Origin of the sequence: Pseudomonas sp. 22189 (genome assembly GCF_052045635.1) — a bacterium.
GTDB classification, from domain to species: Bacteria; Pseudomonadota; Gammaproteobacteria; order Pseudomonadales; family Pseudomonadaceae; genus Aquipseudomonas; species Aquipseudomonas parakoreensis.
The window spans coordinates 82654-109010 of record NZ_JBQEPG010000017.1; the positions used below are offsets into that span (position 1 = coordinate 82654).

Annotated in this window: 29 protein-coding genes and 2 pseudogenes; 11 read left to right on the forward strand and 20 right to left on the reverse strand. The window is 60.5% G+C overall.

The genetic code is table 11. The features are described from left to right. Positions 1 to 3: 3 nt before the first annotated feature. The 11 genes from ACTJKS_RS18980 to ACTJKS_RS19030 all read right to left on the reverse strand — a co-directional run bounded on the left by ACTJKS_RS18980 (position 4) and on the right by ACTJKS_RS19030 (position 9715). Positions 4 to 495, reverse strand: coding sequence for a DUF2878 domain-containing protein (locus ACTJKS_RS18980; protein ID WP_086791601.1), 492 nt, complete (start codon positions 493 to 495; stop codon positions 4 to 6). After that, complete coding sequence (locus ACTJKS_RS18985) at positions 488 to 1753, reverse strand: SAM-dependent methyltransferase (RefSeq protein ID WP_262949124.1); 1266 nt, start codon at positions 1751 to 1753, stop codon at positions 488 to 490. The genes ACTJKS_RS18980 and ACTJKS_RS18985 overlap by 8 nt, the downstream gene beginning before the upstream one ends. Further along, complete coding sequence (locus tag ACTJKS_RS18990) at positions 1740 to 2555, reverse strand: DUF1365 domain-containing protein (RefSeq protein WP_262949123.1); 816 nt, start codon at positions 2553 to 2555, stop codon at positions 1740 to 1742. The genes ACTJKS_RS18985 and ACTJKS_RS18990 overlap by 14 nt, the downstream gene beginning before the upstream one ends. Next, complete coding sequence (locus ACTJKS_RS18995; RefSeq protein ID WP_198758713.1) at positions 2552 to 3799, reverse strand: NAD(P)/FAD-dependent oxidoreductase; 1248 nt, start codon at positions 3797 to 3799, stop codon at positions 2552 to 2554. The genes ACTJKS_RS18990 and ACTJKS_RS18995 overlap by 4 nt, the downstream gene beginning before the upstream one ends. Next, positions 3796 to 4578, reverse strand: a complete 783-nt coding sequence (locus ACTJKS_RS19000) for an SDR family NAD(P)-dependent oxidoreductase (protein ID WP_108183774.1) — start codon at positions 4576 to 4578, stop codon at positions 3796 to 3798. The genes ACTJKS_RS18995 and ACTJKS_RS19000 overlap by 4 nt, the downstream gene beginning before the upstream one ends. Beyond that, positions 4575 to 4997: a nuclear transport factor 2 family protein gene (locus ACTJKS_RS19005; RefSeq protein WP_041072450.1), complete on the reverse strand. Its 423-nt coding sequence runs from the start codon at positions 4995 to 4997 to the stop codon at positions 4575 to 4577. The genes ACTJKS_RS19000 and ACTJKS_RS19005 overlap by 4 nt, the downstream gene beginning before the upstream one ends. Next, on the reverse strand, positions 4990 to 6435 hold the full coding sequence (phrB, locus tag ACTJKS_RS19010) for a deoxyribodipyrimidine photo-lyase (protein ID WP_198758712.1): 1446 nt from the start codon (positions 6433 to 6435) through the stop codon (positions 4990 to 4992). The genes ACTJKS_RS19005 and phrB overlap by 8 nt, the downstream gene beginning before the upstream one ends. 11 nt (positions 6436 to 6446) lie before the next feature. Then, the gene (locus ACTJKS_RS19015; RefSeq protein ID WP_041072446.1) at positions 6447 to 7388 is read right to left on the reverse strand and encodes a MerR family transcriptional regulator; all 942 of its coding nucleotides are present in this window, start codon (positions 7386 to 7388) and stop codon (positions 6447 to 6449) included. Further along, on the reverse strand, positions 7388 to 8350 hold the full coding sequence (locus ACTJKS_RS19020; protein ID WP_262949122.1) for a YbgA family protein: 963 nt from the start codon (positions 8348 to 8350) through the stop codon (positions 7388 to 7390). The genes ACTJKS_RS19015 and ACTJKS_RS19020 overlap by 1 nt, the downstream gene beginning before the upstream one ends. 166 nt (positions 8351 to 8516) lie before the next feature. After that, entirely contained in the window at positions 8517 to 8732 is a 216-nt protein-coding gene (locus tag ACTJKS_RS19025; RefSeq protein WP_108183771.1) for a TIGR02450 family Trp-rich protein, read from the reverse strand. Further along, entirely contained in the window at positions 8729 to 9715 is a 987-nt protein-coding gene (locus ACTJKS_RS19030) for an NAD(P)/FAD-dependent oxidoreductase (protein ID WP_041072440.1), read from the reverse strand. Before ACTJKS_RS19030 ends, ACTJKS_RS19025 begins: the two co-directional genes overlap by 4 nt. 197 nt (positions 9716 to 9912) lie before the next feature. Here ACTJKS_RS19030 and ACTJKS_RS19035 point away from each other — a divergent pair, with 197 nt between their 5' ends. Both ACTJKS_RS19035 and hemH read left to right on the forward strand, forming a co-directional pair. After that, positions 9913 to 10815 carry a TIGR01777 family oxidoreductase gene (locus ACTJKS_RS19035; RefSeq protein WP_086791607.1) on the forward strand — a complete coding sequence of 301 codons (903 nt, stop codon included), beginning with the start codon at positions 9913 to 9915 and terminating at the stop codon, positions 10813 to 10815. Between the two features lie 13 nt (positions 10816 to 10828). Continuing rightward, the gene (hemH, locus tag ACTJKS_RS19040; RefSeq protein ID WP_086791609.1) at positions 10829 to 11854 is read left to right on the forward strand and encodes a ferrochelatase; all 1026 of its coding nucleotides are present in this window, start codon (positions 10829 to 10831) and stop codon (positions 11852 to 11854) included. 111 nt (positions 11855 to 11965) lie between these two features. Here hemH and ACTJKS_RS19045 read toward each other — a convergent pair whose 3' ends face one another. Both ACTJKS_RS19045 and upp read right to left on the reverse strand, forming a co-directional pair. Further along, the gene (locus ACTJKS_RS19045; protein WP_007951684.1) at positions 11966 to 13240 is read right to left on the reverse strand and encodes a uracil-xanthine permease family protein; all 1275 of its coding nucleotides are present in this window, start codon (positions 13238 to 13240) and stop codon (positions 11966 to 11968) included. 2 nt (positions 13241 to 13242) lie between these two features. Then, positions 13243 to 13881 (reverse strand): uracil phosphoribosyltransferase, encoded by a 639-nt coding sequence (gene upp, locus ACTJKS_RS19050; RefSeq protein WP_041072432.1) that lies wholly within the window; start codon positions 13879 to 13881, stop codon positions 13243 to 13245. 162 nt (positions 13882 to 14043) lie between these two features. On the opposite strand from upp, the gene ACTJKS_RS19055 reads away from it, so the two are divergent. From ACTJKS_RS19055 to ACTJKS_RS19065, 3 genes are all read left to right on the forward strand, one after another. Continuing rightward, positions 14044 to 14601, forward strand: a complete 558-nt coding sequence (locus tag ACTJKS_RS19055; RefSeq protein ID WP_041072430.1) for a hypoxanthine-guanine phosphoribosyltransferase — start codon at positions 14044 to 14046, stop codon at positions 14599 to 14601. A 135-nt stretch (positions 14602 to 14736) separates the two neighbouring features. After that, on the forward strand, positions 14737 to 15222 hold the full coding sequence (locus ACTJKS_RS19060; RefSeq protein WP_262949121.1) for a hypothetical protein: 486 nt from the start codon (positions 14737 to 14739) through the stop codon (positions 15220 to 15222). 63 nt (positions 15223 to 15285) lie between these two features. Further along, a complete protein-coding gene (locus ACTJKS_RS19065) occupies positions 15286 to 15573 on the forward strand; it encodes a PA4642 family protein (protein WP_041072426.1) in 288 nt (95 codons plus the stop codon). A 160-nt stretch (positions 15574 to 15733) separates the two neighbouring features. Here ACTJKS_RS19065 and mqo read toward each other — a convergent pair whose 3' ends face one another. Both mqo and ACTJKS_RS19075 read right to left on the reverse strand, forming a co-directional pair. Then, a complete protein-coding gene (mqo, locus tag ACTJKS_RS19070) occupies positions 15734 to 17242 on the reverse strand; it encodes a malate dehydrogenase (quinone) (RefSeq protein WP_041072424.1) in 1509 nt (502 codons plus the stop codon). Between the two features lie 707 nt (positions 17243 to 17949). Beyond that, positions 17950 to 18183, reverse strand: a complete 234-nt coding sequence (locus ACTJKS_RS19075; RefSeq protein ID WP_262949120.1) for a hypothetical protein — start codon at positions 18181 to 18183, stop codon at positions 17950 to 17952. 203 nt (positions 18184 to 18386) lie between these two features. Between ACTJKS_RS19075 and ACTJKS_RS19080 the strand changes: the two genes are divergently transcribed. Next, positions 18387 to 18971, forward strand: coding sequence for a YajG family lipoprotein (locus ACTJKS_RS19080; RefSeq protein ID WP_025109324.1), 585 nt, complete (start codon positions 18387 to 18389; stop codon positions 18969 to 18971). Positions 18972 to 19149: 178 nt separating this feature from the next. Here ACTJKS_RS19080 and ACTJKS_RS19085 read toward each other — a convergent pair whose 3' ends face one another. After that, positions 19150 to 19356: a hypothetical protein gene (locus ACTJKS_RS19085; RefSeq protein WP_047296561.1), complete on the reverse strand. Its 207-nt coding sequence runs from the start codon at positions 19354 to 19356 to the stop codon at positions 19150 to 19152. Between the two features lie 194 nt (positions 19357 to 19550). Between ACTJKS_RS19085 and ACTJKS_RS19090 the strand changes: the two genes are divergently transcribed. Continuing rightward, on the forward strand, positions 19551 to 19829 hold the full coding sequence (locus ACTJKS_RS19090; RefSeq protein WP_198760052.1) for a hypothetical protein: 279 nt from the start codon (positions 19551 to 19553) through the stop codon (positions 19827 to 19829). Positions 19830 to 19917: 88 nt separating this feature from the next. Here the strand turns inward: ACTJKS_RS19090 and ACTJKS_RS19095 are convergent, their stop codons facing one another. Continuing rightward, positions 19918 to 21081 (reverse strand): 1-acyl-sn-glycerol-3-phosphate acyltransferase, encoded by a 1164-nt coding sequence (locus tag ACTJKS_RS19095; protein WP_262949119.1) that lies wholly within the window; start codon positions 21079 to 21081, stop codon positions 19918 to 19920. 142 nt (positions 21082 to 21223) lie between these two features. On the opposite strand from ACTJKS_RS19095, the gene ACTJKS_RS19100 reads away from it, so the two are divergent. The 3 genes from ACTJKS_RS19100 to ACTJKS_RS19110 are packed head-to-tail and all read left to right on the forward strand — an operon-like array spanning position 21224 to position 22336. Continuing rightward, a complete protein-coding gene (locus ACTJKS_RS19100) occupies positions 21224 to 21406 on the forward strand; it encodes a CPXCG motif-containing cysteine-rich protein (protein WP_108183764.1) in 183 nt (60 codons plus the stop codon). A gap of 9 nt (positions 21407 to 21415) precedes the next feature. Next, complete coding sequence (locus ACTJKS_RS19105; RefSeq protein ID WP_003228093.1) at positions 21416 to 21676, forward strand: putative signal transducing protein; 261 nt, start codon at positions 21416 to 21418, stop codon at positions 21674 to 21676. A 36-nt stretch (positions 21677 to 21712) separates the two neighbouring features. Next, positions 21713 to 22336, forward strand: coding sequence for an SOS response-associated peptidase (locus tag ACTJKS_RS19110; RefSeq protein ID WP_108183763.1), 624 nt, complete (start codon positions 21713 to 21715; stop codon positions 22334 to 22336). An 87-nt stretch (positions 22337 to 22423) separates the two neighbouring features. On the opposite strand, the pseudogene ACTJKS_RS19115 reads toward ACTJKS_RS19110, so the two are convergent. Both ACTJKS_RS19115 and ACTJKS_RS19120 read right to left on the reverse strand, forming a co-directional pair. After that, positions 22424 to 22942: pseudogene (locus ACTJKS_RS19115) on the reverse strand (methyl-accepting chemotaxis protein); the annotation flags it as partial. 336 nt (positions 22943 to 23278) lie between these two features. Beyond that, positions 23279 to 24643 (reverse strand): annotated as a pseudogene (locus ACTJKS_RS19120) (HAMP domain-containing protein); the annotation flags it as partial. 185 nt (positions 24644 to 24828) lie between these two features. On the opposite strand from ACTJKS_RS19120, the gene ACTJKS_RS19125 reads away from it, so the two are divergent. Beyond that, positions 24829 to 25647, forward strand: a complete 819-nt coding sequence (locus ACTJKS_RS19125) for a M48 family metallopeptidase (RefSeq protein WP_025109318.1) — start codon at positions 24829 to 24831, stop codon at positions 25645 to 25647. A 123-nt stretch (positions 25648 to 25770) separates the two neighbouring features. Here ACTJKS_RS19125 and ACTJKS_RS19130 read toward each other — a convergent pair whose 3' ends face one another. Continuing rightward, positions 25771 to 26355, reverse strand: coding sequence for a TMEM165/GDT1 family protein (locus ACTJKS_RS19130; RefSeq protein WP_108183761.1), 585 nt, complete (start codon positions 26353 to 26355; stop codon positions 25771 to 25773). Positions 26356 to 26357: the final 2 nt, after the last annotated feature.

Genomic DNA, 26357 nt, shown 5'->3' on the forward strand with positions numbered 1-26357 from the left:
CGCTCAGTGGCTCAAGCGCCGCGCCATGGCATGCAACAACGGAAACAGCAGGGCCCACAGCAGGCCGATGCCGATCAGGGTCGGCACTTCACCGTAGGGGAATCGCACGCCGGCCAGATGTCCGCCGCCGTAATAGGATACGGCGCCGCCCACTGCACCGAGTGCGCTGGCCAGCCACCAGGGACGGGCGCTCCATTGCAGGCAATGACGCAACGTGGTGGCGAGCAAGGCCCAGAGCAGCATCAGCCACAGCGGAATCAGCGGCGACAGATCCTGGAATTCGAACACCCCGGCAGCCCGCAACAGGCTGTCTACCGCCGTGCCGACAATCACCACGCTGAGGATCAGGCGACCTTCCGCCGCCCAACTGCTGATCCAGCCCAGGTGAATCACCAGCACCGCCAGCGCCAGCAGCAGCCACAGACTGTTGCCGCCGATGACACAGGCCAGCCAGCCGACCTGAAACAGCACAGCATTGGCCACTCGCTCAAGCATCGAAGCGCCCGAGCAACGGCGCCGGCATGGCCGCCGGTTTCGCCAGCAGCAATTGCGCCGTGCCGATGGTGCGCTCCAGAAACCCGCCTTCGCAGTAGCACAAGTAAAACTCCCACAGCCGCAGGAAGTAATCGTCGTAACCCAATTCGCTCAAACGGCCATGGGCGCGGCGGAAGTTTTCGTGCCACAGGCGCAGGGTACGGGCGTAGTGCAGGCCGAAGTCTTCCATGTGCAACAGGTTCATGTCGGTCTCGCGGCTGACCACTTCAAGCATCTTTTGCACGCAGGGCAGGGCGCCGCCGGGGAAGATGTAGCGCTGGATGAAGTCGACGCCGCGCTTGGCCTGTTCGTAGCGCTGCTCGCGGATAGTGATTGCCTGCAACAGCATCAGGCCGTTGCTCTTGAGCAAGTGCGCGCATTGTTTGAAGTAGGTCGGCAGGAAGCGATGGCCGACCGCTTCGATCATTTCGATCGACACCAGTTTGTCGTACTCGCCGGTGAGGTCGCGGTAATCCTTGAGCAGCAGCGTCACCCGATCCTGCAACCCCAGGGCTTCAATGCGCTTGGCGGTAAACGCGTACTGCTCTTTCGACAGGGTCGTGGTGGTGACGCGGCAACCGTAATGCTGCGCAGCATAGAGCGCCATGCTGCCCCAGCCGGTGCCGATCTCCAGCAGGTGGTCTTCGGGTTGGAGCGCGAGCTTCTGGCAGATCCGTTCCAGCTTGTTCAGTTGAGCCTGTTCCAGGCTGTCCTCGGGCGTGAAGAACTGTGCGGCTGAATACATCATGGTCGGGTCGAGAAACTGTTCGAACAGATCGTTGCCCAGGTCATAGTGCGCGGCGATGTTTTTCTGCGAGCCCTTGCGCGTGTTGCGGTTGAGCCAGTGCAGGCCTTGCACCAGTGGCCGGCTGAGGCGAGCCAGGCCGCGTTCCATGGCGTCGAGTACGTCGAGGTTGCTGACGAACACGCGCACCACCGCGGTCAGGTCCGGCGAACTCCAGTAACCGTGGATAAACGCTTCGCCGGCACCGATCGAGCCGTTGCCGGCGACCATGCCCCACACTGCTGCATCCTGGACATGGATTTCACCGAGCAGGTGGCTGCCCGGCGTACCGAACATCAGGCGTTCGCCGTCCTCGACCACCAACAACTGCCCGTGTTTGAGTCGGCTCAGTTGCCGCAATACGCCGCGCCGCAGCAGCGAGCCGGTCAAGCCGTTGGTGCTGAAGCGACTGACAGTCAGGCTAGAGGATTTCATGGCGGTGCTCCTTGGGAGGCACAGTGGCGATTTGGAAGCTGCCGTCGGCAGCCTGATGAGCAAAAATCGGCGCGCGTTTGAGCAACAGGCGCAGGGCTTGCCAATAAATGGCCAGACAGGTTTTCGCGGTCATCCACGGAAAACGCCGCAAGTAGCGGTGCAGGCTGCGGCGATCAAGGGGCTCGCGCTGCAAGTTCAGCGTGGCGTCGAACAGCTTGAGGTCGCCCTGCCAGTCGGCCATGTGCACGCCGAGGTTTTGCGCGGCCGGGCTGAAACTCATGCGGTACTCCAGATCGCGCGGCAGGAACGGCGAAACATGAAAGGCCTTGGCCACGGCGAAATGCTGATGAAAGTCTTGCAAGTGGGTCGGCGTGCGGGCGGGCAAAACGTAGTGATAACGTTCGCGCCACGGCGTGTTGGTCACTTCGCAAAGAATCGCCGCCAGTTGCCCGTCGGCTTCGTGACAATAAAAGAAACTCACCGGATTGAACGCCAGACCCCAACTGCGCGGCTGGGTCAGCAGGCAGACCGAACCTTGCGGCTGATAGCCAAGGGCGCCTGCGACCTGCTGGCGCACCGCGTCGATCAGGCGCATGCCGCTGCCGGTAAAGGTTTTCAGGTAATCGGTCTCGCGAAACGAAAACGGCGCAAAACGGCTGCGGCTGGCAAACGGCGACAGTTCGAACACGGCGTCCTGTTCGGCCAGATCGAGGTACAGCAGACCGATCCGGTAGCGGAATTCGTGGCGTCTGGGTGCAAAGCGTCGATGGCCGATCCAGCCGCTGTACAGGGCGCTGTTCATAAGCTTTCCCCGAACGCGGCGGCCACGCGCAATGCGCTGACCACGCCGTCTTCATGAAAACCGTTGGCCCAGTAAGCGCCGCAGTAGTGGGTGTGCTGCTGACCGTCGATTTCGGCCCAGCGGTTCTGCGCCGCGACCGCCGCGAGGCTGAATTGCGGGTGGGCGTAAGTGTATTTGGCCAGCACTTTGAACGGGCTGATGCCGGCGCTCTGATTGAGGCTGACGCAAAAAGTGGTTTCGCTGTGAATACCCTGCAGGATGTTCATGTCGTAAGTGACGGCCGCGTGTGTATGGCCGGCGCCGCTCAAGCGATAGTTCCAGCTGGCCCACGCCAGCTTGCGCGAGGGCAGCAAGCGGGTATCGGTATGCAGCACGACTTCGTTATCGGCATAGGGCAGGGCGCCGAGGATCGAGCGTTCCGCCTGGCTCGGCGTGCCCAGCAGTTGCAGGGCCTGATCGCTGTGGCAGGCGAGCACGACCTTGTCGAAACGCTCGATGCCGGCCGGGCTGTGGATAACCACGCCGTGCTCGTCGCGGTCGATACGGGTCACTGGGCAACTGAGGCGGATCTTGTCCTTGAATGCAGCCGTCAGCGGCGCGAGATAGGCACTTGAGCCGCCCTCGATCACTTGCCATTGCGGGCGATCACTGACTGACAACAGGCCATGGTTCTTGAAGAAGCGCACGAAGAATTGCAGCGGAAAATTGAGCATCTCGGCCATCGGCATCGACCAGATCGCCGAGCCCATCGGCACGATGTAGTGCAGGATGAAACGTTCACCATAACCGCCAGCCTTGAGGTAATCGTCGAGGGTGGTGTCGGCGGCGATCCGCTGTTCGGCGAGGTCGCGCTGGGCTTCTTTATTGAAACGCAGGATGTCGCGCAACATCCCCCAGAACCCCGGTGACAGCAGGTTGCTGCGCTGGGCGAAGAGGCTGTTGAGGTTGTTGCCGTTGTATTCCAGACCGGAATCCGGGTCGGTCACCGAAAAGCTCATTTCGGTCGGTTTGAACGACACCCCGAGCTGGCCGAGCAAACGAATGAAATTCGGGTAGGTCCAGTCGTTGAACACGATGAAACCGGTGTCTACGTGGTATTCGCGGCCGTCGACGGTTACCTGCACGGTGTGCGTGTGGCCGCCCACCCAGTCGCTGGCCTCGAACACCGTGACGTCGTGTCGGCGATTGAGCAGGTAGGCGCAGGTCAGGCCGGCGATTCCGCTGCCGACAATGGCAATCTTCATATCGGGTCTCGCAGCGGTGGGTTGCTGCGCACCATGCGCTTGCCGATCGCCAGTTGCAGGCGCGCCGGCAGTTTCGACAGGGGCCACAGTGCCGCCATGAACAGTGCCGGAAAAGCGATTTCCAGAGGCCGGTTATCGAGATGGCTGAAGATATGCCGCGCGGCTTTATCCACAGGCCAGCTCAACGGCATCGGGAAGTCGTTCTTTGCGGTGAGTGGCGTTTCGACAAAGCCCGGGCTGATGATCGTGACGTCGATGCCCTCGACCGCCAGGTCGATACGCAGCGATTCAAACAGGTAACGCAGCCCGGCCTTCGATGCGCCATAGGCTTCGGCCCGGGGTAGCGGCAGGTAGGTCACGGAGCTGGCCATCCCGACCAGATGCGGCGCGGTGCCTTTGCGCAGCAACGGCAGGGCGGCTTCGATGCAGTAACTGCTGGCGAGCAGGTTGGTGCGCACTACGTGTTCGATGATCGAGGCATCGAACTGTCGGGCGTCTACGTATTCGCAGGTGCCGGCATTGAGAATCACGCTGTCCAGTGAACCCCAGGCCTGTTCGATCTGCTGACCGATTTCGCGCACGGTCTGACTGTTGGTCAGATCGCCCGCCACCACCAGCACTTGCCCCGGATAGCGTTGCGACAGCACTTTGAGCGGTGCCACCTGACGCGAGCTGACCGCCAGATGCGCGCCGCTTTTCAGAATCTCTTCGGCCAGCGCTGCGCCGATGCCGCTGCTGGCACCGGTCAGCCAATACCGCCGTGGAGGTGTACGACTCATCCCATTCTCCTTTTCAGCCAGGCGATCACCCGGCCCAATACGGGTAAATGTTCATACAGCATGGCCCCGGCATCGAAATAATCCCGGTGGCGATAAACCTTGTCGCGCCACAGTAGGTGTGAACACCCGGAGACGCGAATCAACTGGCCACCCGCTAGGCGTGGGTGGCGGTAACTCATGACCCAGCGCAGGTAGCCTTCGCCGTCAGCGATCTGGTCGAAACCGTGAAAGTCGAAGCGCAATTCGCTGACGTTGGCGTAGAGCTCGCTGAAGTAGTTGCGCAGTTGCTTGAGCCCCTGCACTTCATGCAGCGGATCGGTGAAGTGAATGTCCTCGCTGTACAGGTCGCTCAGGCGTTGCAAGTTGTCTTTGTTCAACTCGGCGAACTGACGGGCGAAGCGGCGCAGGAATTCACTCATGGGCATCTTCCATGGACGAACGCGCCGGCAGGTTCTTGAAGGCCGCCAGCGCGCGTTCGCGCGAGGCCCCCAGATTGACGATCGGCGCCGGATAATCCGCCACGCCGAACAGTCCGCCGGCGCTGGCCGGGTTGTGTACTTCCTTCTTGTTCAGGCCGGCCAGTTCAGGCAGCCAGTGCTTGATGAACAGGCCTTCGCTGTCGAATTTTTCCGATTGGCTGATCGGGTTGAAAATACGGAAGTACGGTGCCGAATCAGTGCCGGTCGAAGCGCTCCATTGCCAGCCGCCGTTGTTCGCTGCCAGGTCGCCGTCGATCAGGTGACGCATGAAAAAGCGCTCGCCCTCACGCCAGTCGATCAACAGGTTTTTGGTCAGGAACATCGCCACCACCATCCGAAGGCGGTTGTGCATCCAGCCGGTTTCCAGCAATTGGCGCATGGCCGCATCGATGATCGGCAAACCGGTGCGCGCTTCTTGCCACGCGGCCAGATCGTCCGGCGCATCACGCCAGGCCAGGGCCTCGGTTTCCAGGCGAAACGCGCGGTGGCGCGAAACCCGTGGGTAGCCGACCAGAATGTGTTTGTAGAACTCGCGCCATAGCAGCTCGTTGATCCAGGTCACCGCGCCGACCTTGCCACTGTCGAACTCGCCCTGATTGCTTTGCAGGGCCGCATGCAGGCATTGGCGTGGCGAAATCACTCCGGCGGCGAGGTACGCGGAAAGTTGACTGGTGCCGGGTTTGGCCGGGAAGTCGCGTTCGCTCTGGTAGTAGTCGATTTGCGCGTCGGCGAAGGTGTCGAGACGGCGTCGGGCTTCCTGCTCGCCGGCCGGCCAAAGGGCGCGCAATGACTCGCTCGGTGCTGCAAAACCTTTGATTGAGGCCGGAACAGGATCGCTGTCGATATTCAGCTTCGCTTGCTTGCCGGGAGCTTTTACCAACGCTGGCACCGAGCGATGCAGGCGCTCATAGCAAACCTTGCGGAACTGGCTGAACACCTGAAAGTAAGTTTCGGTTTTGGTCAGTACCGTGCCGGGCCTGAACAGCAGTTGGTCGAGGTAGCTGTGAAAAGCAATGCCTCTGGTCTTCAGGGTCGCGGCGACTGCGGCGTCGCGCTGGCTTTCGTGGACGCCGTATTCTTCATTGGCGTGCACGGTTTCCACGTTCAGTTGCCGGCAAAGCTCAAGCAACACCGCCGGGGCCTGATCCCAATGGTCGGCAGTGCGCAGCAGCAACGGGATATTCAGCGCACCAAGGCTGGCACTCAACTCACGCAGGTTGCGCAACCAGAAGTCGATCTTGCACGCCGCGTCGTCATGTTCCAGCCATTGCTGCGGGCTCAACAGATACACGGCAACCGTCGGGCCGCGCGCAGCGGCGGCCGCGAGGGCGGTGTTGTCATGTTGGCGCAAGTCGCTGCGCAGCCAGATCAATTGCATCGCGGTTTCCATTAAATCAGCCCACGCTGAACGAGTACCTGGTGGGCCGAGAGCGAATCTTCGGCCAGGATCAAATCAGCGATCTCAAGGGTTCTTACGGACAACTCGGTCTGGTGGATGCATACCGTTGGTCCGACGAGCATTTTTGCCGCGCTGATGCCGTTCAGCAGTTTCGGCAGCTGCGCCAGGTTCATTGCCTTGCTGGAATACAGCAGCACTCCTCGCGCTTGCAGGTGATCGACCGCCAGCGCCAGTTCTCCGGCCGGAAGAGGCCAGTCGAACACTTGTACCGGGCAGTCGGCACTGCTGATCAGCCACGCGCAGAGCCACAGGTGTGGTTCCAGCGCCAGGTCCGAGTGATTGATCAGCAGCAGCGGTGCAGCGTGCAATTGCCGATTGTTATGGTAGATGCGCGCGCCGAATTTGCTGCGCAACCACGAATAAAAGAACACACGCTCCATCTGCGCACCGAACTGTCCTTGCCAGCGCTGTTCGAGTTCGGCCAGCAGCGGCAGGAGTAATTGCTCGCACAGCGTGCGTGGTGGGTACAGGGCCATGGCCTGGTTGATGCTGTCGTCGAGATTGCGCTCATTGAGCTGGATGACGGCGCCGAGCAAGGACTGACGCTGTCGTTGCCAGTCGTTCTCCACCGTCTCGGTAAAAGCTTGCGGCGCGTCGAGCAACGGTTTGACCTGACTGACCGCCACGCCTCGGTTGAGCCAGGTCAGAATAGTCAGGATGCGTTGCACATGTTCGCTGGAATACAGGCGATGGCCCTTGGGCGTGCGCTGCGGCACGATCAACCCGTAACGGCGCTCCCAGGCGCGCAGGGTAATGGCGTTGACGCCGGTCTGCCGCGCCACTTCGCGGATGGGCAGCCAGCCCTCGTCGAGGGCTTTCTTGAAGTCCGCACCGAGGTCTTCCCGGGCGCTGCTGTCGAGTGTGTCGTTCATCAAATGGCGTTTCGCAGGCTGAGGTTTTCCGGATGCGGCTGCAGGTACACCTGTTGCGCGATGTACGGATCCGGGTGTTGGCGAAAATGATGCTTGAGCAAGGTCAGCGGCACCACCAGCGGTACGATGCCGTGACGGTACTGGCCGATCACATGCTGCATTTCCTGTTTGTCTTCAGGGCTGATCGCCTGTTTCAGATAGCCGCTGATGTGCTGCAGGACGTTGCTGTGGGTGCGGCGGGTGGCACATTTCTTCAACGCGCTCATCAACTCGCTGAAATAGCGCGGGCCGAGTTCGACCGGATTGGTCTGAGCCATGTTGCCCAGCAATTTGCCCAAGGCTTTGTATTGCTCAGGGTTGTGCGCCATCAACAGGTATTTGTAGCGCGAGTGGAATTCGGTCAGTGCGCGGCGGCTCAAGCCTTGTTTGAGCACTTGTTGCCAGGCGCTGTAGGCGAGTACGCGGGTGATGAAGTTTTCCCGCAGCACTGGATCGTTCAGGCGTCCGGCTTCTTCTACCGGCAGATCAGGGTGCTGCGCACAGAACGCCTGAGCGTAGATGCCACGGCCACCGCCGTTCACCGGCGCGCCGTTGGCGTGATAGACCTTGACCCGCTCCAGACCGCACGAAGGCGACTGCTGCATAAAGATATAGCCGCAGATGTCATTGAGCTCGCCGGCCATTTTCTGCCCGTAGGCTGCCAGTGGTTCGGTGACATTGATTTGCGGGTTGACGGTGCCGACCGCTTCAGGAGCGTCCGGATCCCCGACCAGGCGGATCGGCTCGCGAGGAATGCCCAGGCCAATCGCGACTTCAGGACAAACCGGGACGAATTCGAAATGCTCGGCGAGGGTGCGGCTGCACAGCCGCGATTCCTTGTGCCCGCCGTTGTAGCGCACTTCGGCGCCCATCAGGCAGGCGCTGATGGCGATTTTGGGCCGCAAAGCAGAAAGATCGGACATGCACACCTCGAATCTATTCCTGTACAGGTATTTATTTCTGTACAACTTTTCCTCAGCATAGATTCATGCGTGTACAAGTCAACTCATTTGTATAAGTTTTTCAGTTTAACGCTGTCAACTGTGGGAGCGGGCTTGCTCGCGAAGGCGACGGATCAGGGGGTAGTGTTTACTTCCAGCCCTGGAGCCATTCAGTCGACATTTTCAGGCGCTGCCAATCAAGCCTTTCGCTGCGCTGCGTCAGAACTGCCTGCAACTCGATCTCCAGCACCGTACCTTCCTCATCACGGAACAGCTCGGTGACCAGAAAATGCTTTTCACGGTTTTGCGGGTGGGCTGCCGTCCACTTCGAGAGCAGCAGCTTTTGCGGATTGATGCGGTTCATTGCAGGTGTTCGTGCAAACGGCGTGCAGCTTCCTGGCCGCTGAGCCAGGCCCCCTCGACGCGCCCCGACAGGCACCAGTCGCCGCAGGCATACAGGCCCAGATCGGCGTCGGCCAGCGTGCCCCATTCGTGGCCGGTCGCAGGGCGCGCGTAGAGCCAGCGGTGGGCGAGGCTGAAGGTCGGCGCGGGCATGGCGCTGTGCAGCAGTTCGGCGAAGGCACCGTGCAGTTGCTCGATCACCGCTTCCTTGGGCAGGTCGATGTGTTGCCGGCTCCAGGCGCTGCTGGCGTGCAGCACCCAGGTGTCGCACGTCGTGTCACGTCCCGGTTTGCTGCGGTTGCGTGCCAGCCAGTCGAGCGGGCTGTCCTGCACAAAGCAACCTTCGATCGGTGTGTCCAGTGGCGTATCGAAGGCGAGGGCGACGGCCCAGGTCGGGTCCATTTTCACCCCGGCGGCCGCGCCGGCGAGTTTCGGTGCGGCGGCCAGCAATGCGGTGGCTTGCGGCGCCGGGGTGGCGATCACCACGTGGCTGAAGGGGCCATGGGTGAAGCCTTCGGCGTCCTGCAGATGCCAATGTTCTTCGCCGCGAAACACCTCGGTGATGCGGCAGGCAAAGTGCACTTCCAGGCCATTGAGCAAGCCGCGGGTGATGGCGCTCATGCGCGGCGTGCCGACCCAACGGGTCTGCTCGTCCGGCGACAGATTCAATTGCCCGCCCTGACAGGTGTAGAGCTGCGGTTGCCATTCGGCGACCCAGCCCTGGCTTTGCCAGCGTTGCACCTCGGTGACGAAACGCCGGTCGCGGGCGGTGAAATATTGCGCGCCCATGTCCAGAGAGCCGGCGTCGCTGCGTTTGCTCGACATGCGCCCGCCGCTGCCGCGGCTTTTGTCGAAGAGCTGGACGGTGTGTCCGGTCTCTGTCAGCGCCTGCGCGGCGGAGAGTCCGGCGATGCCGGTGCCGATGATTGCGATAGGTACAGTCATAGGGGCCTCGTTTACCTTTCTGTACAGACTACGCCGTCAATGAAACCTGTACAATTTTGTTTTTTGGTATAACTTCTAGCGTTCTCGTTCTGACAGCTTGGCCTATGGTTAAACAATAGAGCCTGCCCGATAGAAAAGATCCCTGCTTATAAAAATAGACTAGTGATCCGGGTAAAACGCCACGCGAGGAAGATGTCATGCGCATATTGCTGACCGGCGGTACTGGTTTGATCGGACGTCAGCTCTGTCAGTATTGGTCCAGGCAAGGCCATCAACTGACGGTGTGGAGTCGGCGTCCGGAGAAGGTCGCGCAGATCTGCGGTGCGCAGGTGCGTGGTATTGCCCGTCTCGAAGACTTCGGCAACGAGCCACTGGATGCAATCGTCAATCTGGCTGGAGCACCGATCGCGGATCGGCCATGGACCCATCGGCGCAAAGCGTTGTTGTGGAGCAGCCGCATCACCCTGACCGAAACCCTGCTGGCGTGGCTGGAAACACGACAACAGAAACCGGCGTTGTTGATTTCCGGTTCTGCAGTCGGTTGGTACGGTGACGGCGGTGAGCGCGAGCTGACCGAGGACTCACCGCCGGTGATCGACGATTTTGCCAGCCAGTTGTGCATTGCCTGGGAGGAAACCGCGCAGCGTGCCGAAGCATTGGGCGTGCGCGTGGTGCTGGTACGAACCGGGCTGGTGCTATCAGCCGAGGGCGGCTTTTTGTCACGGCTGTTGCTGCCGTTCAAGCTTGGGCTGGGCGGGCCTTTGGGCAATGGTCGGCAGTGGATGCCATGGATTCATATTGATGATCAAATCGCCCTGATTGATTTTCTTCTGCACCGCGATCAGGCGAGCGGTCCTTATAATGCCTGCGCACCGAAACCGGTGCGCAATCGCGAGTTTGCCAAGACGCTGGGCAGCGTGCTGCACCGTCCGGCGTTCATGCCGATGCCGGCCCTGGCGCTGAAGGTCGGGCTTGGCGAAATGTCTTTGCTGTTGCTGGGTGGCCAACGCGCCATGCCGGCACGCTTGCTGGAAGCGGGTTTCACTTTCCAGTTCACGGATTTGCGCGCGGCTCTGGATGATCTCTCCGGCCGCCTTTGAAATAGGACGATGCATGACCGATCACGCCTTGCTTCTGGTCAACCTGGGCTCCCCGGCCTCCACTTCGGTGGCCGATGTACGCAGCTACCTCAATCAATTTCTGATGGACCCGTACGTGATCGACCTGCCGTGGCCGGTGCGGCGGCTGTTGGTGTCGCTGATCCTGATCAAGCGCCCCGAACAATCGGCCCATGCCTACGCGTCGATCTGGTGGGAGGAGGGGTCGCCGCTGGTGGTGCTGAGCCGTCGTCTGCAGCAGCAGATGACCACCCGGTGGACCCATGGCCCGGTGGAGCTGGCCATGCGTTACGGCGAGCCGTCGATTGAAACGAAATTGCTGCAACTGGTCGCCGCCGGGCACAAGCGCATTACGCTGGCGCCGCTTTATCCACAGTTCGCCGACAGCACCACCACCACGGTGATCGAAGAAGCCAAGCGGGTGATTCGCGAGAACAAGCTCGACGTGAAACTGTCGGTGCTGCAACCGTTTTACGATCAGCCGGAATACCTCGATGCACTGGTCGCCAGTGCCCAACCGCACTTGCAGCAGGACTACGATCACTTGCTGCTGAGCTTCCATGGCTTGCCAGAGCGGCACCTGACCAAGCTCGATCCGACGGGCAATCACTGCCTCAAAAACGAAGACTGCTGCAAGAATGCCTCGCCGGCTGTACTGGCCACCTGTTACCGCGCCCAGTGCCTACGCACCGCCTCCGAGTTCGCCAGGCGTGCGGGCATTGCCGATGGCAAATGGTCGGTGTCGTTTCAGTCGCGTCTGGGGCGGGCGAAGTGGATCGAACCCTACACCGAGGCGCGGCTGGATGAGCTGGCGAAAAGCGGCGTGAAAAAGATTCTGGTGATGTGCCCGGCGTTTGTCGCCGATTGCATCGAGACGCTGGAAGAGATTGGTGATCGCGGCCAGGAACAGTTCCGCGAAGCGGGGGGCGAGGAGTTGGTGCTGGTGCCGTGCCTGAATGACGACCCGCAATGGGCGAAGGCGTTGGCAACCCTGTGCGAGAGAGCGCCGTTGGCCCTCTGAAAGCATCGCGAGCAGGCTCGCTCCCACAGGGGATCTTCAGCGCACCGAAGATCAATGTGGGAGCGAGCCTGCTCGCGAAAGCTATCTGTCAGACAATAAAGATCTAAAGCCTTAGATCAGCGGCTCATCCGCCTTCTTGTGCTTCCAGCTGTCATTGCCCGGCAGGATCAGGTTCAGCGCAATCGCCACCACCGCGCACAGCGCGATGCCTTTGAGGCCGAAGTCGTCGGGGCCAGTGCCGGTGCCGACCAGCACACCGCCGATACCGAACACCAGAGTCACCGAGACGATCACCAGATTGCGCGCTTCGCCCAGATCGATCTTGTGGCGGATCAGGGTGTTCATCCCCACCGCGGCAATCGAGCCGAACAGCAGGCACAGAATTCCGCCCATCACCGGCACTGGAATGCTTTGCAGCAGCGCGCCGAACTTGCCGATGAACGCCAGCGTGATGGCGAAGATCGCCGCCCAGGTCATGATTTTCGGGTTGTAGTTCTTGGTCAGCATCACCGCGCCGGTCACTTCGGCATAGGTGGTGTTCGGTGGGCCGCCAAACAGGCCGGCGGCCGTGGTAGCGATGCCGTCACCCAGCAAGGTGCGATGCAGGCCCGGCTTCTTCAGATAATCACGACCGGTCACGCTGCCCACGGCAATGACGCCGCCGATGTGTTCGATGGCCGGCGCCAGCGCCACCGGAACGATGAACAGGATCGCCTGCCAGTTGAACTCGGGTGCCGTGAAGTGCGGCAGGGCGAACCATGGCGCGGCAGCAATCTTCGCGGTATCGACCACGCCGAAATAAAACGACATGGCAAAACCGACCAGCACCCCGGAAATGATCGGCACCAGACGGAAGATGCCTTTACCGAACACCGCCACGATCAACGTGGTCAGCAGCGCCGGCATCGAGATCATCATCGCGGTCTGGTAATGGATCAGCTCGGAACCATCACCCGCCTTGCCCATTGCCATGTTCGCGGCAATCGGCGCCATGGCCAGGCCGATGGAAATGATCACCGGACCAATCACTACCGGTGGCAGCAGACGGTCAATGAAACCGGTGCCTTTGATCTTCACGGCAAGGCCGAGGAAGGTATAGACGAAACCGGCCGCCATCACGCCGCCCATGGTCGCGGCGAGGCCGAACTGGCCCTTGGCGAGAATGATCGGAGTGATGAAGGCAAAGCTCGACGCGAGGAACACCGGCACCTGACGCCCGGTGACGATCTGGAACAGGATCGTCCCCAGACCTGCGGTAAACAGTGCCACGTTCGGGTCAAGACCCGTGATCAGCGGCATCAGCACCAGGGCGCCGAAAGCCACGAACAGCATCTGGGCACCGGACAGCACCGTGCGCCAGAGCGGATCGTTGAACTCTTGCTGCATGTTTACGCGTCCTTCTGCTTGGTGCCGAAGATCTTGTCACCGGCGTCGCCAAGCCCAGGGATGATGTAACCGTGCTCGTTCAAGCGCTCATCGATGGACGCGGTGTAGATGGTCACGTCCGGGTGAGCCTTTTCTACGGCAGCAATGCCTTCCGGCGCGGCGACCAGCACCATTGCGCGGATGTCCTTGCAGCCGGCTTTCTTCAGCAGGTCGATGGTCGCGACCATGGAGCTGCCGGTGGCGAGCATCGGGTCGATGATCATCGCCAACCGTTCGTCGATTTCCGGAACCAGTTTTTCCAGGTAGGTGTGCGCTTGCAGGGTTTCTTCGTTGCGGGCGACGCCCACTGCGGAAACCTTGGCACCCGGGATCAGACTCAGCACGCCTTCGAGCATGCCGATGCCGGCGCGCAGGATCGGCACGACGGTGATCTTCTTGCCGGCGATTTTCTCCACCGACACGGTGCCGCACCAACCTGGAATATCGTAGGTTTCCAGGGGCAGGTCTTTGGTAGCTTCATAGGTCAACAGGGCGCCGACTTCCTGAGCAAGCTCACGGAAATTCTTGGTGCTGATGTCAGCGCGGCGCATCAGGCCGAGTTTATGGCGGATCAGCGGATGGCGGATCTCGAGGATGGGCATGGAAAAACTCCGGCGGCGGGCAAAAAAACCGGCCTAGATTAATCTATCCGAGGGTGATGTCCTATAGGACATTGAGTACGTTAGTCCATTAACGCTTGATTCGACCTCGCGGGATGCGTACCTTTGCCCGCTTTTCCAATTCCGCCACCCCTGGAGAGCGCCATGTCCGCTGATCTCGAGCATATCCGTCAAATCATGCGAGAGGCTGACTGCCTGTACACCGAAGCTGAAGTCGAGGCCGCCATCGCCCGCGTCGGTGCACACATCAACGAACAACTGGCCGACAGCAACCCGGTGGTGTTCTGCGTGATGAACGGCGGCCTGATCTTCTCCGGCAAACTGCTGACTCATCTGCAGTTCCCGCTGGAAGCCTCCTACCTGCACGCCACCCGTTATCGCAACGAAACCAGCGGCGGCGACCTGTTCTGGAAAGCCAAGCCGGAAGTCTCGTTCATCGACCGCGACGTGCTGATCATCGACGACATCCTCGACGAAGGTCACACCCTGGGCGCGATCATCGACTTCTGCAAACACGCCGGCGCGCGCAAAGTGCACACCGCCGTGCTGATCGACAAGGACCACGACCGCAAGGCACGTCCTGACCTGAAGGCAGACTTCGTCGGCCTGCCGTGCGTTGACCGCTACATCTTCGGTTACGGCATGGACTACAAAGGCTACTGGCGTAACGCCAACGGGATCTTTGCCGTTAAAGGCATGTAAGCAAGATCAAAAGATCGCAGCCTTCGGCAGCTCCTACAGGGGGATTGATGTACACCCTGTAGGAGCTGCCGAAGGCTGCGATCTTTTGCTTTTAATCCCATGCTAGAGTGCTCGGCCCCGCCCCCGGAGCCTGTCATGCGCCTCTTGATCCGCAGCTTTGCCGCCCTGTTGCTGACCCTCAGCCTGCCTCTGGCCGCCGCCCCGGCGCCGATGCACAGTCAGTTTCTACCGCCGGACGACCTGACCCTGCGTGATGCCGAACCCGAGCAGCAACAACTGCTGCAGGTCACCGATTATTCGGTGGTGGTCGGTGCGCAACGCCAGTCCAATCAGCAGCCGATTCCGGTGACCTCACCGCTGATGATCCGCCTCAAGGGCAAGTCGCTGAACAAGGGCGCAACCATCACCCAGGTGCTGGTCAATTTCGATGGCGAAAGCAAAAGCCTGAAAAAACCGGTTTATGACGACAAGAGCAAGACCCTGACCCTGTTCTACCCGCTGACTCAATACCGGGTGGTGGTCGATCTGCTGCGCAACGACACCGTGTATGTACAGTTCCTCAGTTACGCCAACGGCCACATCTGGGCCGATCTGCACACCGGGGCCGTTCGTGCGCGTTGAGCCTTGTGGCTGGGCAGGGGTAAACTGCCCGCCCCGTGTAATGTCTGCGAGCTGGAGTCGGCAATGCGTAAAGATAAGAAACAGGTGATTGGTGACGAGATCGGCGATGAGCAGATCAAGCTGTTCCTCGATTTTGAGCCGGTCGACGCCACTTCGCCGTCGCTGCACAAACTGATCAAGGCCTATCGTGGTTTGCGCATCGACGATTTCGAACGCTTCCTGACGTTCTTCGTGGCTGCCGGTTACGACGTTGATGGCAAGGATGAACAGGGCCAGACGTTTGTTGATCTGATCAAGGACCAGCGTAACGCGGCCGAGTACATCGAGCTGATCGACAAGGCTCGCGGTTAAGATCAAAAGACAAGATCAAAAGATCGCAGCCTTCGGCAGCTCCTACACTGGATTTGTGTTTACCCTGTAGGAGCTGCCGAAGGCTGCGATCTTTTGTTTTTCAGGGCTATAAAAAACGCCCCGCACTCACTGAGTACGGGGCGTTTTTCATGTCGCAAGATCAAGCGAAGCTTGGGGTCTCGCTGCTTTCTTCAACCAGTTCCAGGGCGATGTTGTTCTGCGTGTTGATCTTGCGATACAGCGCAGCATCGGTTTCCAGAACCTTTTCACGGGCCGGGAAGATCTCCGCCAGTTTGGCTGCCCACTCACCCTTGGCCTTGGCCGGGAAGCATTTCTCGATCAGCTCGAGCATGATCGAAACGGTCACCGAAGCGCCTGGCGAAGCGCCGAGCAGGGCGGCGAGGGAGCCGTCCTTGGCCGCGACCAGCTCGGTACCGAATTGCAGGATGCCGCCCTTTTTCGGGTCCTTCTTGATGATCTGTACCCGTTGGCCGGCCACTTCCAGGCGCCAGTCTTCGGCTTTCGCCTCCGGGTAGAAGCGGCGCAGGGAGTCCAGACGCTGCTCCATCGATTGCATCACTTCGCTGACCAGGTACTTGGTCAGGTCCATGTTGTTTTTCGCCACTGCCAGCATCGGCCCGATGTTGCCGGCGCGAACCGACAGCGGCAGGTCCATGAAGGAGCCGTGCTTGAGGAACTTGGTGGTGAAGCCGGCGTATGGTCCGAACAGCAGGGATTTCTTGCCGTCGACCACGCGGGTGTCCAGGTGTGGCACGGACATGGGTGGCGAACCCACCGCGGCCTGGCTGTAGACCTTGGCCTGGTGGTGCTTGACCACTTCCGGGTTATCGCAGCGCAGCCACTGGCCACTGATCGGGAAGCCGCCGAAACCTTTGCTTTCCTCGATGCCCGAAGCCTGCAGCAGCGGCAGGGCCGCGCCACCGGCGCCGAGGAAGACGAATTTGGCATCGACTTCACGGCTGTTGCCGCTGTTGACGTCCTTGATGCTGACGGTCCAGCCGGCGCCATTACGCTTGAGGCCGGTCACGCGCTTGCAGTATTTGACCTGGGTGTCCGGTGCGCTGGTCAGGTGCTTGAGCAACTGATTGGTCAGGGCGCCGAAGTTGACGTCGGTGCCGTTCATCACGCGGGTCGCGGCCAGGACTTCGTCCGGCGAACGGCCCGGCATCATCAGCGGCATCCACTCGGCCATCTTGGCCTTGTCTTCGGTGTATTCCATGTCGGCGAAGGCGTGGTGCTTGTGCAGCACGTTGAAGCGTTCCTTGAGGAACGACACGCCTTTGTCACCCTGGACGAAGCTCAGGTGCGGCACCGGGCTGATGAAGGACTTGCACGAGCCGAAGGTGCCTTTTTTGGTCAGGTACGACCAGAACTGCTTGGACACTTCGAACTGGGTGTTGATGTGCACGGCTTTCTTGATGTCGACGCTGCCGTCGGCGGCCTGCGGCGTGTAGTTCAGCTCGCACAGGCCGGCGTGGCCGGTACCGGCGTTGTTCCACGGGTTGGAACTCTCCGCGGCCCCGGAATCCATCAACTCGACGACTTCCAGCTTGATCGTCGGGTCGAGTTCTTTGAGCAGTACTGCCAGGGTGGCACTCATGATGCCGGCCCCAACCAGAACTACGTCGACTGCTTCGTTATGCGCCATTTAACGCGTCTCCAAAATCTGCAGCACCAAATTGTCGGCATGGCTGCCAGGGCGTGGCGGGGCAGGTCAGTTGCGCCCCGGATAACCCATGGTCAGGTTCGTCATGTCCGAATCTTCGCAATTTTTCGCAACTTCGACGGATGCATGCGGCCTGGCTTCAAGAGTTGCATGAACTCATTTCAGCGCGTGGCTGGCAATTCGACTTATGGTCGAGACATCCGTTTTGTGCAACCAAATCCGTAGCGGACAGGCTTCAGGCTCCGATGTTCGAGGTATCCCCGGTCCTGTGTCGTTGGGCTGTTACAGACGCTAATGGTGCATGTTCAGACGCAAAACTATTCATTTGCTCGCCACACTCTTGTGAAGTTGTGAAAACCCGTTTTTTTCACGCTCTTTTGAAGACGTGAACCTCAAAAAAGGGCTGTCCAGGCCTGGCACCGTGCCCGCAAAGGCAAAACAACGCGGTGGCCGAGCATATGACAGCTCTGCAGATTCGCGAAAAGCGGGGTTTTGCCGGAAGAACAGGCAAGCGCGCCAACTTCACTCGATCTGTGTGGGCGGCTCTCTGTGGGCGATTTTGATGGCGAATGCAGGGCATTGCCGGTGTTGCGGGGCCCGATCAGGAGACGTCCTTATAATCGGGGGGAGATTGTATCGAAGAAATGCGGGCAGTTGGTCGAGTTTAATGACTTTTATTAGGCATCCGGTCAGATGCTCAACATCGCCTGGGCACGTGCGCGAGGTTGTTGCTCGGTGACCAGGGCGCTGGCGGGCAGCGGCTGGTGCAACCAGTTGAGGCGGATTTCTTCGATTTCCACCCAGCCGTCACCCATTGGCTTGAGGCTGCACTGTTTGAAGGCCTGGCAGTGACCGTTGCGATCCAGCAGGGCGAAGCTGCGGTGCAGCGGACGTGGCGCGAACAACGAGATCAGATAACGCATGGCAAGTACCTTGTTGGGGACTGGTTTGAAGCTTGCCAGGCGGCCGTGACGCCAAGGTGTATGGGCGGTGAATAATCTGTGACAGGAACCGCATTCTCACGGCTGGGTCAGACATTTGAGTATTCACTGTCGAGTGCTGGTGACCCGCAGTGGCCCACCGCTATACTGCCGGCCTGTTTGTGCCTGATTCTGGAGAAAAGAGCATGTTGCAACGCCTGTTGTTCGGTTTGATCACTGTGACCAGTTTGACCCTGGTTGGCTGCGCCCACAGCCCGCAACAACTGAGCCCGGAACCGAAGCTGACCACGCAGTTGGCCCCGGTCGGCCATGGCCAGCAAGTGGTGGTGCGCGTGGTTGACGGTCGTCCGTCGCCAACCCTCGGCACCCGTGGCGGCCTGTACCCGGAAACCAGTGCCATCACTGTACAGCGTGAGCAGATCCTGCCGAAGTTGCAGGCCCAGGCTGAAGCCGCCGTGCGTCTGCTCGGCTTTACCCCGACCAGCAACGCGATGAATGCGCCGCAACTGACTGTGACCCTGACCGAGCTCAAGTACCAGTCGCCGAAAGAAGGCATGTACGTGACCGAGGCCACCATCGGCGCGACCTTCCGTTCCGACGTGCAGAGCGGCAACCGTCGTTACAGCGGCCGCTACGGCGCTTCGCTGGACCAGCGTTTCGGCATGGCGCCGAACCAGGAAACCAACACCAAGCTGGTCAGCGACGTGTTGAGCGACGCCTTGACTCGCCTGTTCAAGGACCCGACCGTGGGTCAGATCCTCGCCGAATAAGCTGTTCAGCTGATGTGAAAAAGCCCGGTGCCAGTGATGGCACCGGGCTTTTTCATGCCTGCAGGACGACGCTAATCCCCTGTAGGAGCTACCGAAGGCTGCGATCTTTTGACTTTGATTTTTAAAACAACATCAAAAGATCGCAGCCTGCGGCAGCTCCTGCAGAGGACGATGTGGGTCAGGCAGCTTGTGAATAGAAGTCGAGCACGCTCACGCCCGTCAGCAGGTCAGTCTCCGGCAAATCCGCATGTTGATGCCCGCCGAGGGCGCAATACACCAGCCAGTGGCGATCCTGAACATTGAAGGCGAGACTGCCGACGAGGCTTTGTTGTTCGTCGGACGGGGTGATGAGGTACAGGCGATCCTGGTTTTCGGCGTGAAGCATGTCGCGTTCCATGTGTGTTTCGAGGCGCGCATGGTGGCCGATGTAAATGACGATGCCGTGACACAAGACAGCCATCGGTCGATTGTCAGGTTATTTGTCGCAAAGGGTAGGGCGGTGGCGGAGTGTTTCGGTAGAATCCGCGCCGCGGTCGTCGATCGGGCGCCTGCCACACCGATTCAGTTCCGAGGTCTGTGATGTCGCTGCACTTGATGACGCTGTTTACCACCCATCCCGCCAAATTGATCAACCTGCTGGCGCTGGCTCTGGCTTTCCCGGGCAGTTGGCTGCTGCATGCGACTCGCCGTCGTGAACAACGCGCCATGGCCAGCATCGCCGCTCAGCGCCAGGCCCAACCGAATGCCGAACCGATTCTGGATTGGGCGACCTTGCGCATGAACCGCTTTTTCTACCGCTTCGGTTTTGCCTGCCTCGGCCTGGCCCTGATCGTCTCCTGGATCAGCACCCGCTTCTGAAAGCAAAAGATCGCAGCCTTCGGCAGCTCCTACAGGAGATTGGTGTAGGAGCTGCTGCAGGCTGCGATCTTTTGATCTTGCTTTTGTTTTACAACGGTAACCCGGCCTTCACTCGGTACTGATTTCGCACCGGCGTCGCATATTGCAGCACCAGATAAGGACGGTGCTCCTCAGGGCAGGCGTCCAGACGGCTCTGCCATTCTTCCTGCGCCTTGGCCAGTTCGTCGGCGGGGAACACTTCGGCAGCCTTCGGCACGTTCAGTTGCGGATCGGCATCGGCCCACTGCGCGTATGCCAGGTAATGCACCGGGAACAGGCGATAACCACCGAGAATCTGCTTGTCCATCTCGACCGCCAATTGCTTGGTGTCTTCGAACAGCTCGGTGATTGGCGCGGCGAAGTTCACGTGCACCCGGCCCTTGTAGCCCGTAATGCCCTTGGCGATGCTCACGTCATCCTCGCCCGGTGCCTTGGCGTAGGTGCCGGTGGTGGCGCGGATATACAGCTCGCGGGCCTTGGCCTGGTCGCACGGGTCGTATTCGTAACTGATCGACACCGGGGTCAGGTTCAGCGACTGGATCACTTCGCCGAACGGCTCGTCCTTGCGGCTCATGTGGAACATCTTGAGGATCGCCGACTCGGTACGGTCGTCGCCGTCCTTGGCCCGGCCTTCGGCCTGCGCGATCCAGATCGAGGCGCAATCGTTGCGGATCGAGTGGTTGATGTACGCTGACAGCAATTGATACGCCGCCATCTTCTCGCGGCGCCCGGTGATCGAACGGTGCACGATGAAGCTCTTGTTCAGGCGCATCAGATCGCTGACAAAAGGCTTTTGCAGCAGGTTGTCGCCGATTGCGATGCGCGGCGTCGGCAGGCCGGCGTGGTACACCGCATAGTTGACGAAAGCCGGGTCCATCACGATGTCGCGGTGGTTGGCGATAAACAGATAAGCGCTGCCGGACTTGAATTGCTCGACACCCGTGTAGGTCACGCCGTCGGTGGCGCGCTCGATGGTGTGGTCGACGTAGGACTCGATCTTGTCCTGCAACGTCGCCACCGAGGTCACGCTGGCGAACTCACGACGCAACCGATGGGCTATAAGTGGTTTGAGCATCCAGCCGAAGGCACCGGCAAAACGCGGGAAGCGGAAGTGGGTGAGGATATCTAGAAACGCCTTGTCGCCGAGCAGTCTTGCCAGTACCACAGGTACTTCGCTGTCGTCGTAAGGTCGGATGGCATCGAATTCGCCCATCATGCTCTCTTGTTGGAAACGGCTAGGGTAAGTAAAGGTTTTGATCGAAAACCGACGGGGCACGGTCTGAAAAAGTAGCCAGACAAAAATAGCCCTGCAAATAGACCGGCGATTATACGCACAAGTCACCTGGGAGACCGCGATGCTGGAAAGCGCACTGTATGAATGTCCGTATTGTGGTGAAGAGGTCGAGACAACAGTGGACTTGTCTGACGGCGATCAGACCTACATCGAGGACTGTCAGGTGTGTTGTCGACCGATCACCTTTGTCCTGCAGGTGCATGGCGAGGACTGGTTTCTGGAAGTGTTCAGTGAAAACGAATGAGGGGCGCCCATGCAGCGAATCTACGAGCCGGAAAACCTGATGGAAGGCGAGATGCTCAAGGGCATGCTCGCCAGCGAAGGCATCGAGGCGCACCTGGTGGGCCGGGATCTGCTCGGCGGCACGGGGGAGTTGCCGATTTTTGGCCTGCTGGGGTTGTCGGTCGAAAACGATCAGGCCGAATACGCCCGCGAGCTGATCACCGCGTACAATGCCGCGCTGCCGCTGCCCGGCGATGAACCGGAGAGCTTCCCCGGGACGCTGGTCTGTTAGGCTGACGTTCGTTTTATTGCTGAGTCGTGTTGCCCCATGTGTGGACGTTATGCCCTGTTTCGCTGGAACCGCGACTTCGCGGCCCTGCCCGGATTTCCCGCCGATCAGCAGGCGCAGTGGAATATTTCTCCCAATGATTCGGTGTTGATGCTGCGCGCCGAGGCCGACGGCCAACGCACGCTGGCTCGCGCCCGTTGGGGGCTGACGCCGCCGTGGCTGACCGATCTGTCGAAAACCCCGGCGCATGCCCGGGCGGAAACGGTCGCCGAACAGCCGATGTTCCGTGAAGCGCTGCGCCTGCGTCGTTGCCTGCTGCCGGCCAACGGTTTCTACGAATGGCGCGGTAATCTGCGCAAGCGCCCGTACTGGCTGACGCCGGGTGAGGGTTCATCGCTGTTTTTCGCGGCGATCTGGGAGGCGTATCCGGTGCAGGAGCAGGTGTGGCTGAGCACCGCCGTCATCACGCAGCCGGCGGCCAGTCAGCGCCGACCGTTGATTCTCGATGAGGCGGGGCAGGCGGCCTGGCTCGATCCTGCGACGCCGCTGCATGTGCTGCAGGGCGTGCTCGCCAGTGAGCCGGCGGCATTGCGCGAGCGGGTGCTGGCGAATCTGGTGAATGATCCGAAGCTCAATGGGCCGGAGTGTCTGACCCCGGGTTGATGTGAAAGCGAAAAGATCGCAGCCTGCGGCAGCTCCTGCATCGATCCTGTAGGAGCTGCCGCAGGCTGCGATCTTTTGACCTTGCTGTTAAACCTTGAACTGATTGATCAAGCGCCGCTGCTGCTCCGCCAGTTTGGTCAGGCCGGCACTCGCCGAACTCGACTCATCCGCACCGCCCGCCACTTCATTGGCCACCTGACCGATATTGATCACATTGCGGTTGATGTCATCCGCGACGGCGCTTTGCTCTTCAGCGGCACTGGCGATCTGCGTGTTCATGTCGTTGATCACCGACACCGCCTGAGTAATCGTCTCCAGCGCCTCGGCGGCTTTCGCCGCGTGCTGCACGCTTTCGTCGGTGCGGTTCTGGCTGTCCTCCATGACCCGCACCACGTCGCGGGTGCCCTGTTGCAGTTGCTGGATCATGCTCTGGATTTCTTCGGTGGCCTTCTGGGTCTTCTGCGCCAGATTGCGCACCTCGTCCGCCACCACGGCAAAGCCGCGCCCCTGTTCGCCGGCACGCGCCGCTTCGATCGCGGCGTTCAGCGCCAGCAGGTTGGTCTGCTCGGCGATCCCGCGAATGGCAGTCAGGATCGCGTTGATCTTTTCACTGTCCTTGGCCAGGGTCTGCACCACGCCCACGGCTTTGCCGATTTCCAGCGCCAGCGCACCAATCGAATTCGAGGTATCACGGACGATCTGCATGCCCTGGCCAGCGGCCTGATCCGCATGGCTGGCGGCTTGCGCCGCCTGGGTGGCGTTGCGCGCCACGTCTTGCGCAGTGGCGGTCATTTCCTGCACGGCAGTGGCGACCTGATCGATCTCGGCCATTTGTTTCTGAATGCCGATGTTGGTGCGAATGGCGATGTCGGCCGTGTGTTCGGAGGAATCGCTGACGCTCTGCACCGAGGTCACCACCTGCGTGATCATCGCCTGCAACTTGGCGAGGAAGGTGTTGAAGCCTTTGGCAATCGAGCCGAGTTCATCGCTGCGATCACTGCTCAGGCGGCGGGTCAGATCACCTTCACCTTTGGCAATGTCATCGAGCATGGCGACCATCTGCTTCAGGGGGCGGGCGATGCCGTGGCCCACCAGCCAGATCACCAGCAGGCCGATGCCGGCGATGATCAGACCGACCATGGCCATGCCGAAGGTGTCGGATTTGCGCTGGGCATCGAGGTCGGCCTGAAGTTTCTGCAGATCGGCCATTACCGCATTCAGCGGCAGTTGCAGCATCAGGGTCCAGCGCGCGTCGGTCTGGCCGATGCCGAATGGCAGGTACAACTCGATACGGCCCTTGTCCTTGTTGACGGAGTAGGTGACTTCGCCGCGTTTGAGATTGGCCATGTTGGCAATCTGTTCGGCGTCGAGAATGTCGCTGACCTTTTCACCGAATTTGCTCGGGTCCTGGGTGTAGGCCACGATCCGCCCGTTACCGCCGATCAGGGCCATTTGCCCGGCGCCGCTGTACAGCTTCTGGTTGGCGGCGAGAAGCATGTCCTGAATGAAGTTCACCGACAGGTCGGCGCCGACGATGCCCTGGAATGCGCCGTTGAGCATGATCGGTTCAATGAACGAGGCGAGCATCACGAACTTGTCGCCGACCTTGTACGGCGCCGGATCGATCACGCAGGGTTTTTTGGTTTCCTTGGAACAGAGGTAATACTCACTGGCGCGCACCCCGGTGGACAGGGTTTTCTGATCGTCGACATCGGCCAGTTTGTCCACGCCCAGACTGCCGTCGGTATTGTGGAACCACCACGGCAGGAAGCGTCCGTTGGCAGGGTCGATACCGATCACGGCGCTGCCGACGTAGGCCGCGTCATTGTGATCCAGTGCGTTCTTTTCCCAGCCGATGTAGGTGCCGAGAATTTTCGGGTTCTGCTCGACGTTTTCCTTGATCAGGCTGATCAATTGCTCGCGGCTGATGCTCAGTCGCGGCTGGCCGTCGGCGCCCGGTGTGCCGAGCAGCGCATTGACCCGCACCAGTCCGCCGGCAATCAGCAGCGGCGCTTCGAGTTCGCGCTGGATCTGGCTGACCTGGGTCTGCGCCAGCGAGGTCAGGCGCTGTTCGATGACCTGCTCGAACTGTGCCTGGGTGCGCTGTTGCACCATGTCTTGAGTGCGGGCGCCGGAAAACAGCGCGTACAGCACCAGCGCGGCGACCACGCTGAGGACGATGGCGCCAGCCAGGGCGGCGACGGAAAACTGGATCGACTTGAACTTCATGGGAGCTCCGCACGCAAGAGGACGTCTGCGTTGTTGTATCGGCAGCAGGCATTGCGCCATGAGTGGCGAGCGGAACATTCGGCGGGTGATGTCGCAAACGGATCGGTGCGCGACGCAGCGGCAGCAGGCAGGCCGGTTGCTGTGAATTTTTTACGACAGCAGTCGTGGGAAACTTCCGAAAGACGCTGCAACACGTCTGTTGTATCTGGCGCCGATACAATTCACCCCCTACGATACGCGGCAGGTTTTCAGGGAGCTTTTGAATGAACAAGACATTGGTTGTAAGTGCACTGAGCGCAGCGCTGTTGCTGGCCGGTTGTCAGTCGGTCAACACCACCAGCGGCGGAGCCGTGGGCGTGGAGCGCAAGCAGTACATGTTCAGCATGCTGTCCTCGCAAGAGGTCGACCAGATGTATGCCCAGTCCTATCAGAAGACCGTCGGCGAGGCGTCGAGCAAAGGCGTGCTGGACAAGACCAGCCCGGAGGCCAAGCGGGTTCAGGCAATTGCCAACCGGCTGATCGCTCAGGCGCCGAATTTCCGCCCGGATGCCGCGCAGTGGCAATGGGAAGTCAACCTGATCAAGAGCGATGAGCTCAACGCCAACTGCGGCCCTGGCGGCAAGATCATTTTCTACACCGGGCTGATCGACAGCCTGAAGCTGACCGACGATGAAATCGCCGCAGTCATGGGCCACGAAATCGCTCACGCCCTGCGCGAGCATGGTCGTGAAGCGATGTCCAAGGCTTATGGCATTGAAATGGCCAAGCAGGGTGCTGGTGCGCTGTTCGGTCTGGGCCAGGACAGCCTGGCGCTGGCCGACACCGTGGCCAACTACGGCATGACCTTGCCCAACAGCCGCGCCAATGAAAACGAGGCCGACCTGATCGGCCTCGAACTGGCCGCCCGCGCCGGCTACAACCCGAATGCCGCGATCACCTTGTGGAACAAGATGAGCAAGGCCTCGGAAGGCGCACCGCCGGAATTCATGAGCACTCACCCGGCCTCGTCCAGCCGGATCGCTTCGTTGCAGGCGGCAATTCCGAAGGTCATGCCGTTGTACGAGAAAGCCCCTAAATCCTGATGGTTTTGCCGCAAGGCTGATGGCCCCTTCGCGAGCAGGCTCGCTCCCACCTTTGGAATGCATTCCACTGTGGGAGCGAGCCTGCTCGCGAAGAACGATAACTCGGTCTACCGACTTACGGGTTTAAATCCAGCCACTGCTCTGCATCGCTTTGTATACCGCGACGATTGCCAGGATGAAGAACGCCGAGGCCGCCAGGCGACGGATCAACGTCAGTGGCAATTTCTCCGCAGCAAAGTTACCCGCCAATACCACCGGCACGTTGGCGATCAGCATGCCTGCCGTGGTGCCGATAATCACCAGCCACAGCTCAGGGTATTGCGCCGCCAGCATCACGGTGGCGATCTGGGTCTTGTCACCGATTTCCGCCAGGAAGAACGCGATCAGCGTGGTCAGGAATGGCCCGAACTTGCGCGCGGTGCTGGCTTCATCGTCATCCATCTTGTCCGGGACCAGCGTCCACAGTGCAGTGGCGGCGAAGCTCGCGGCAAGAATCCAGTGCAACACCGCGTCGGAGAAGAAGCTGCCGAACCAGGCGCCTACCGCACCGGCTGCTGCGTGGTTGGCCAGGGTCGCGGCGACGATGCCGGCAATGATCGGCCAGGGTTTGCGAAAGCGAGCGGCGAGAATCAGCGCGAGCAGTTGCGTCTTGTCGCCGATTTCGGCCAAGGCAACGATTGCGGTGGGAACGAGTAACGAGTCCAGCATCA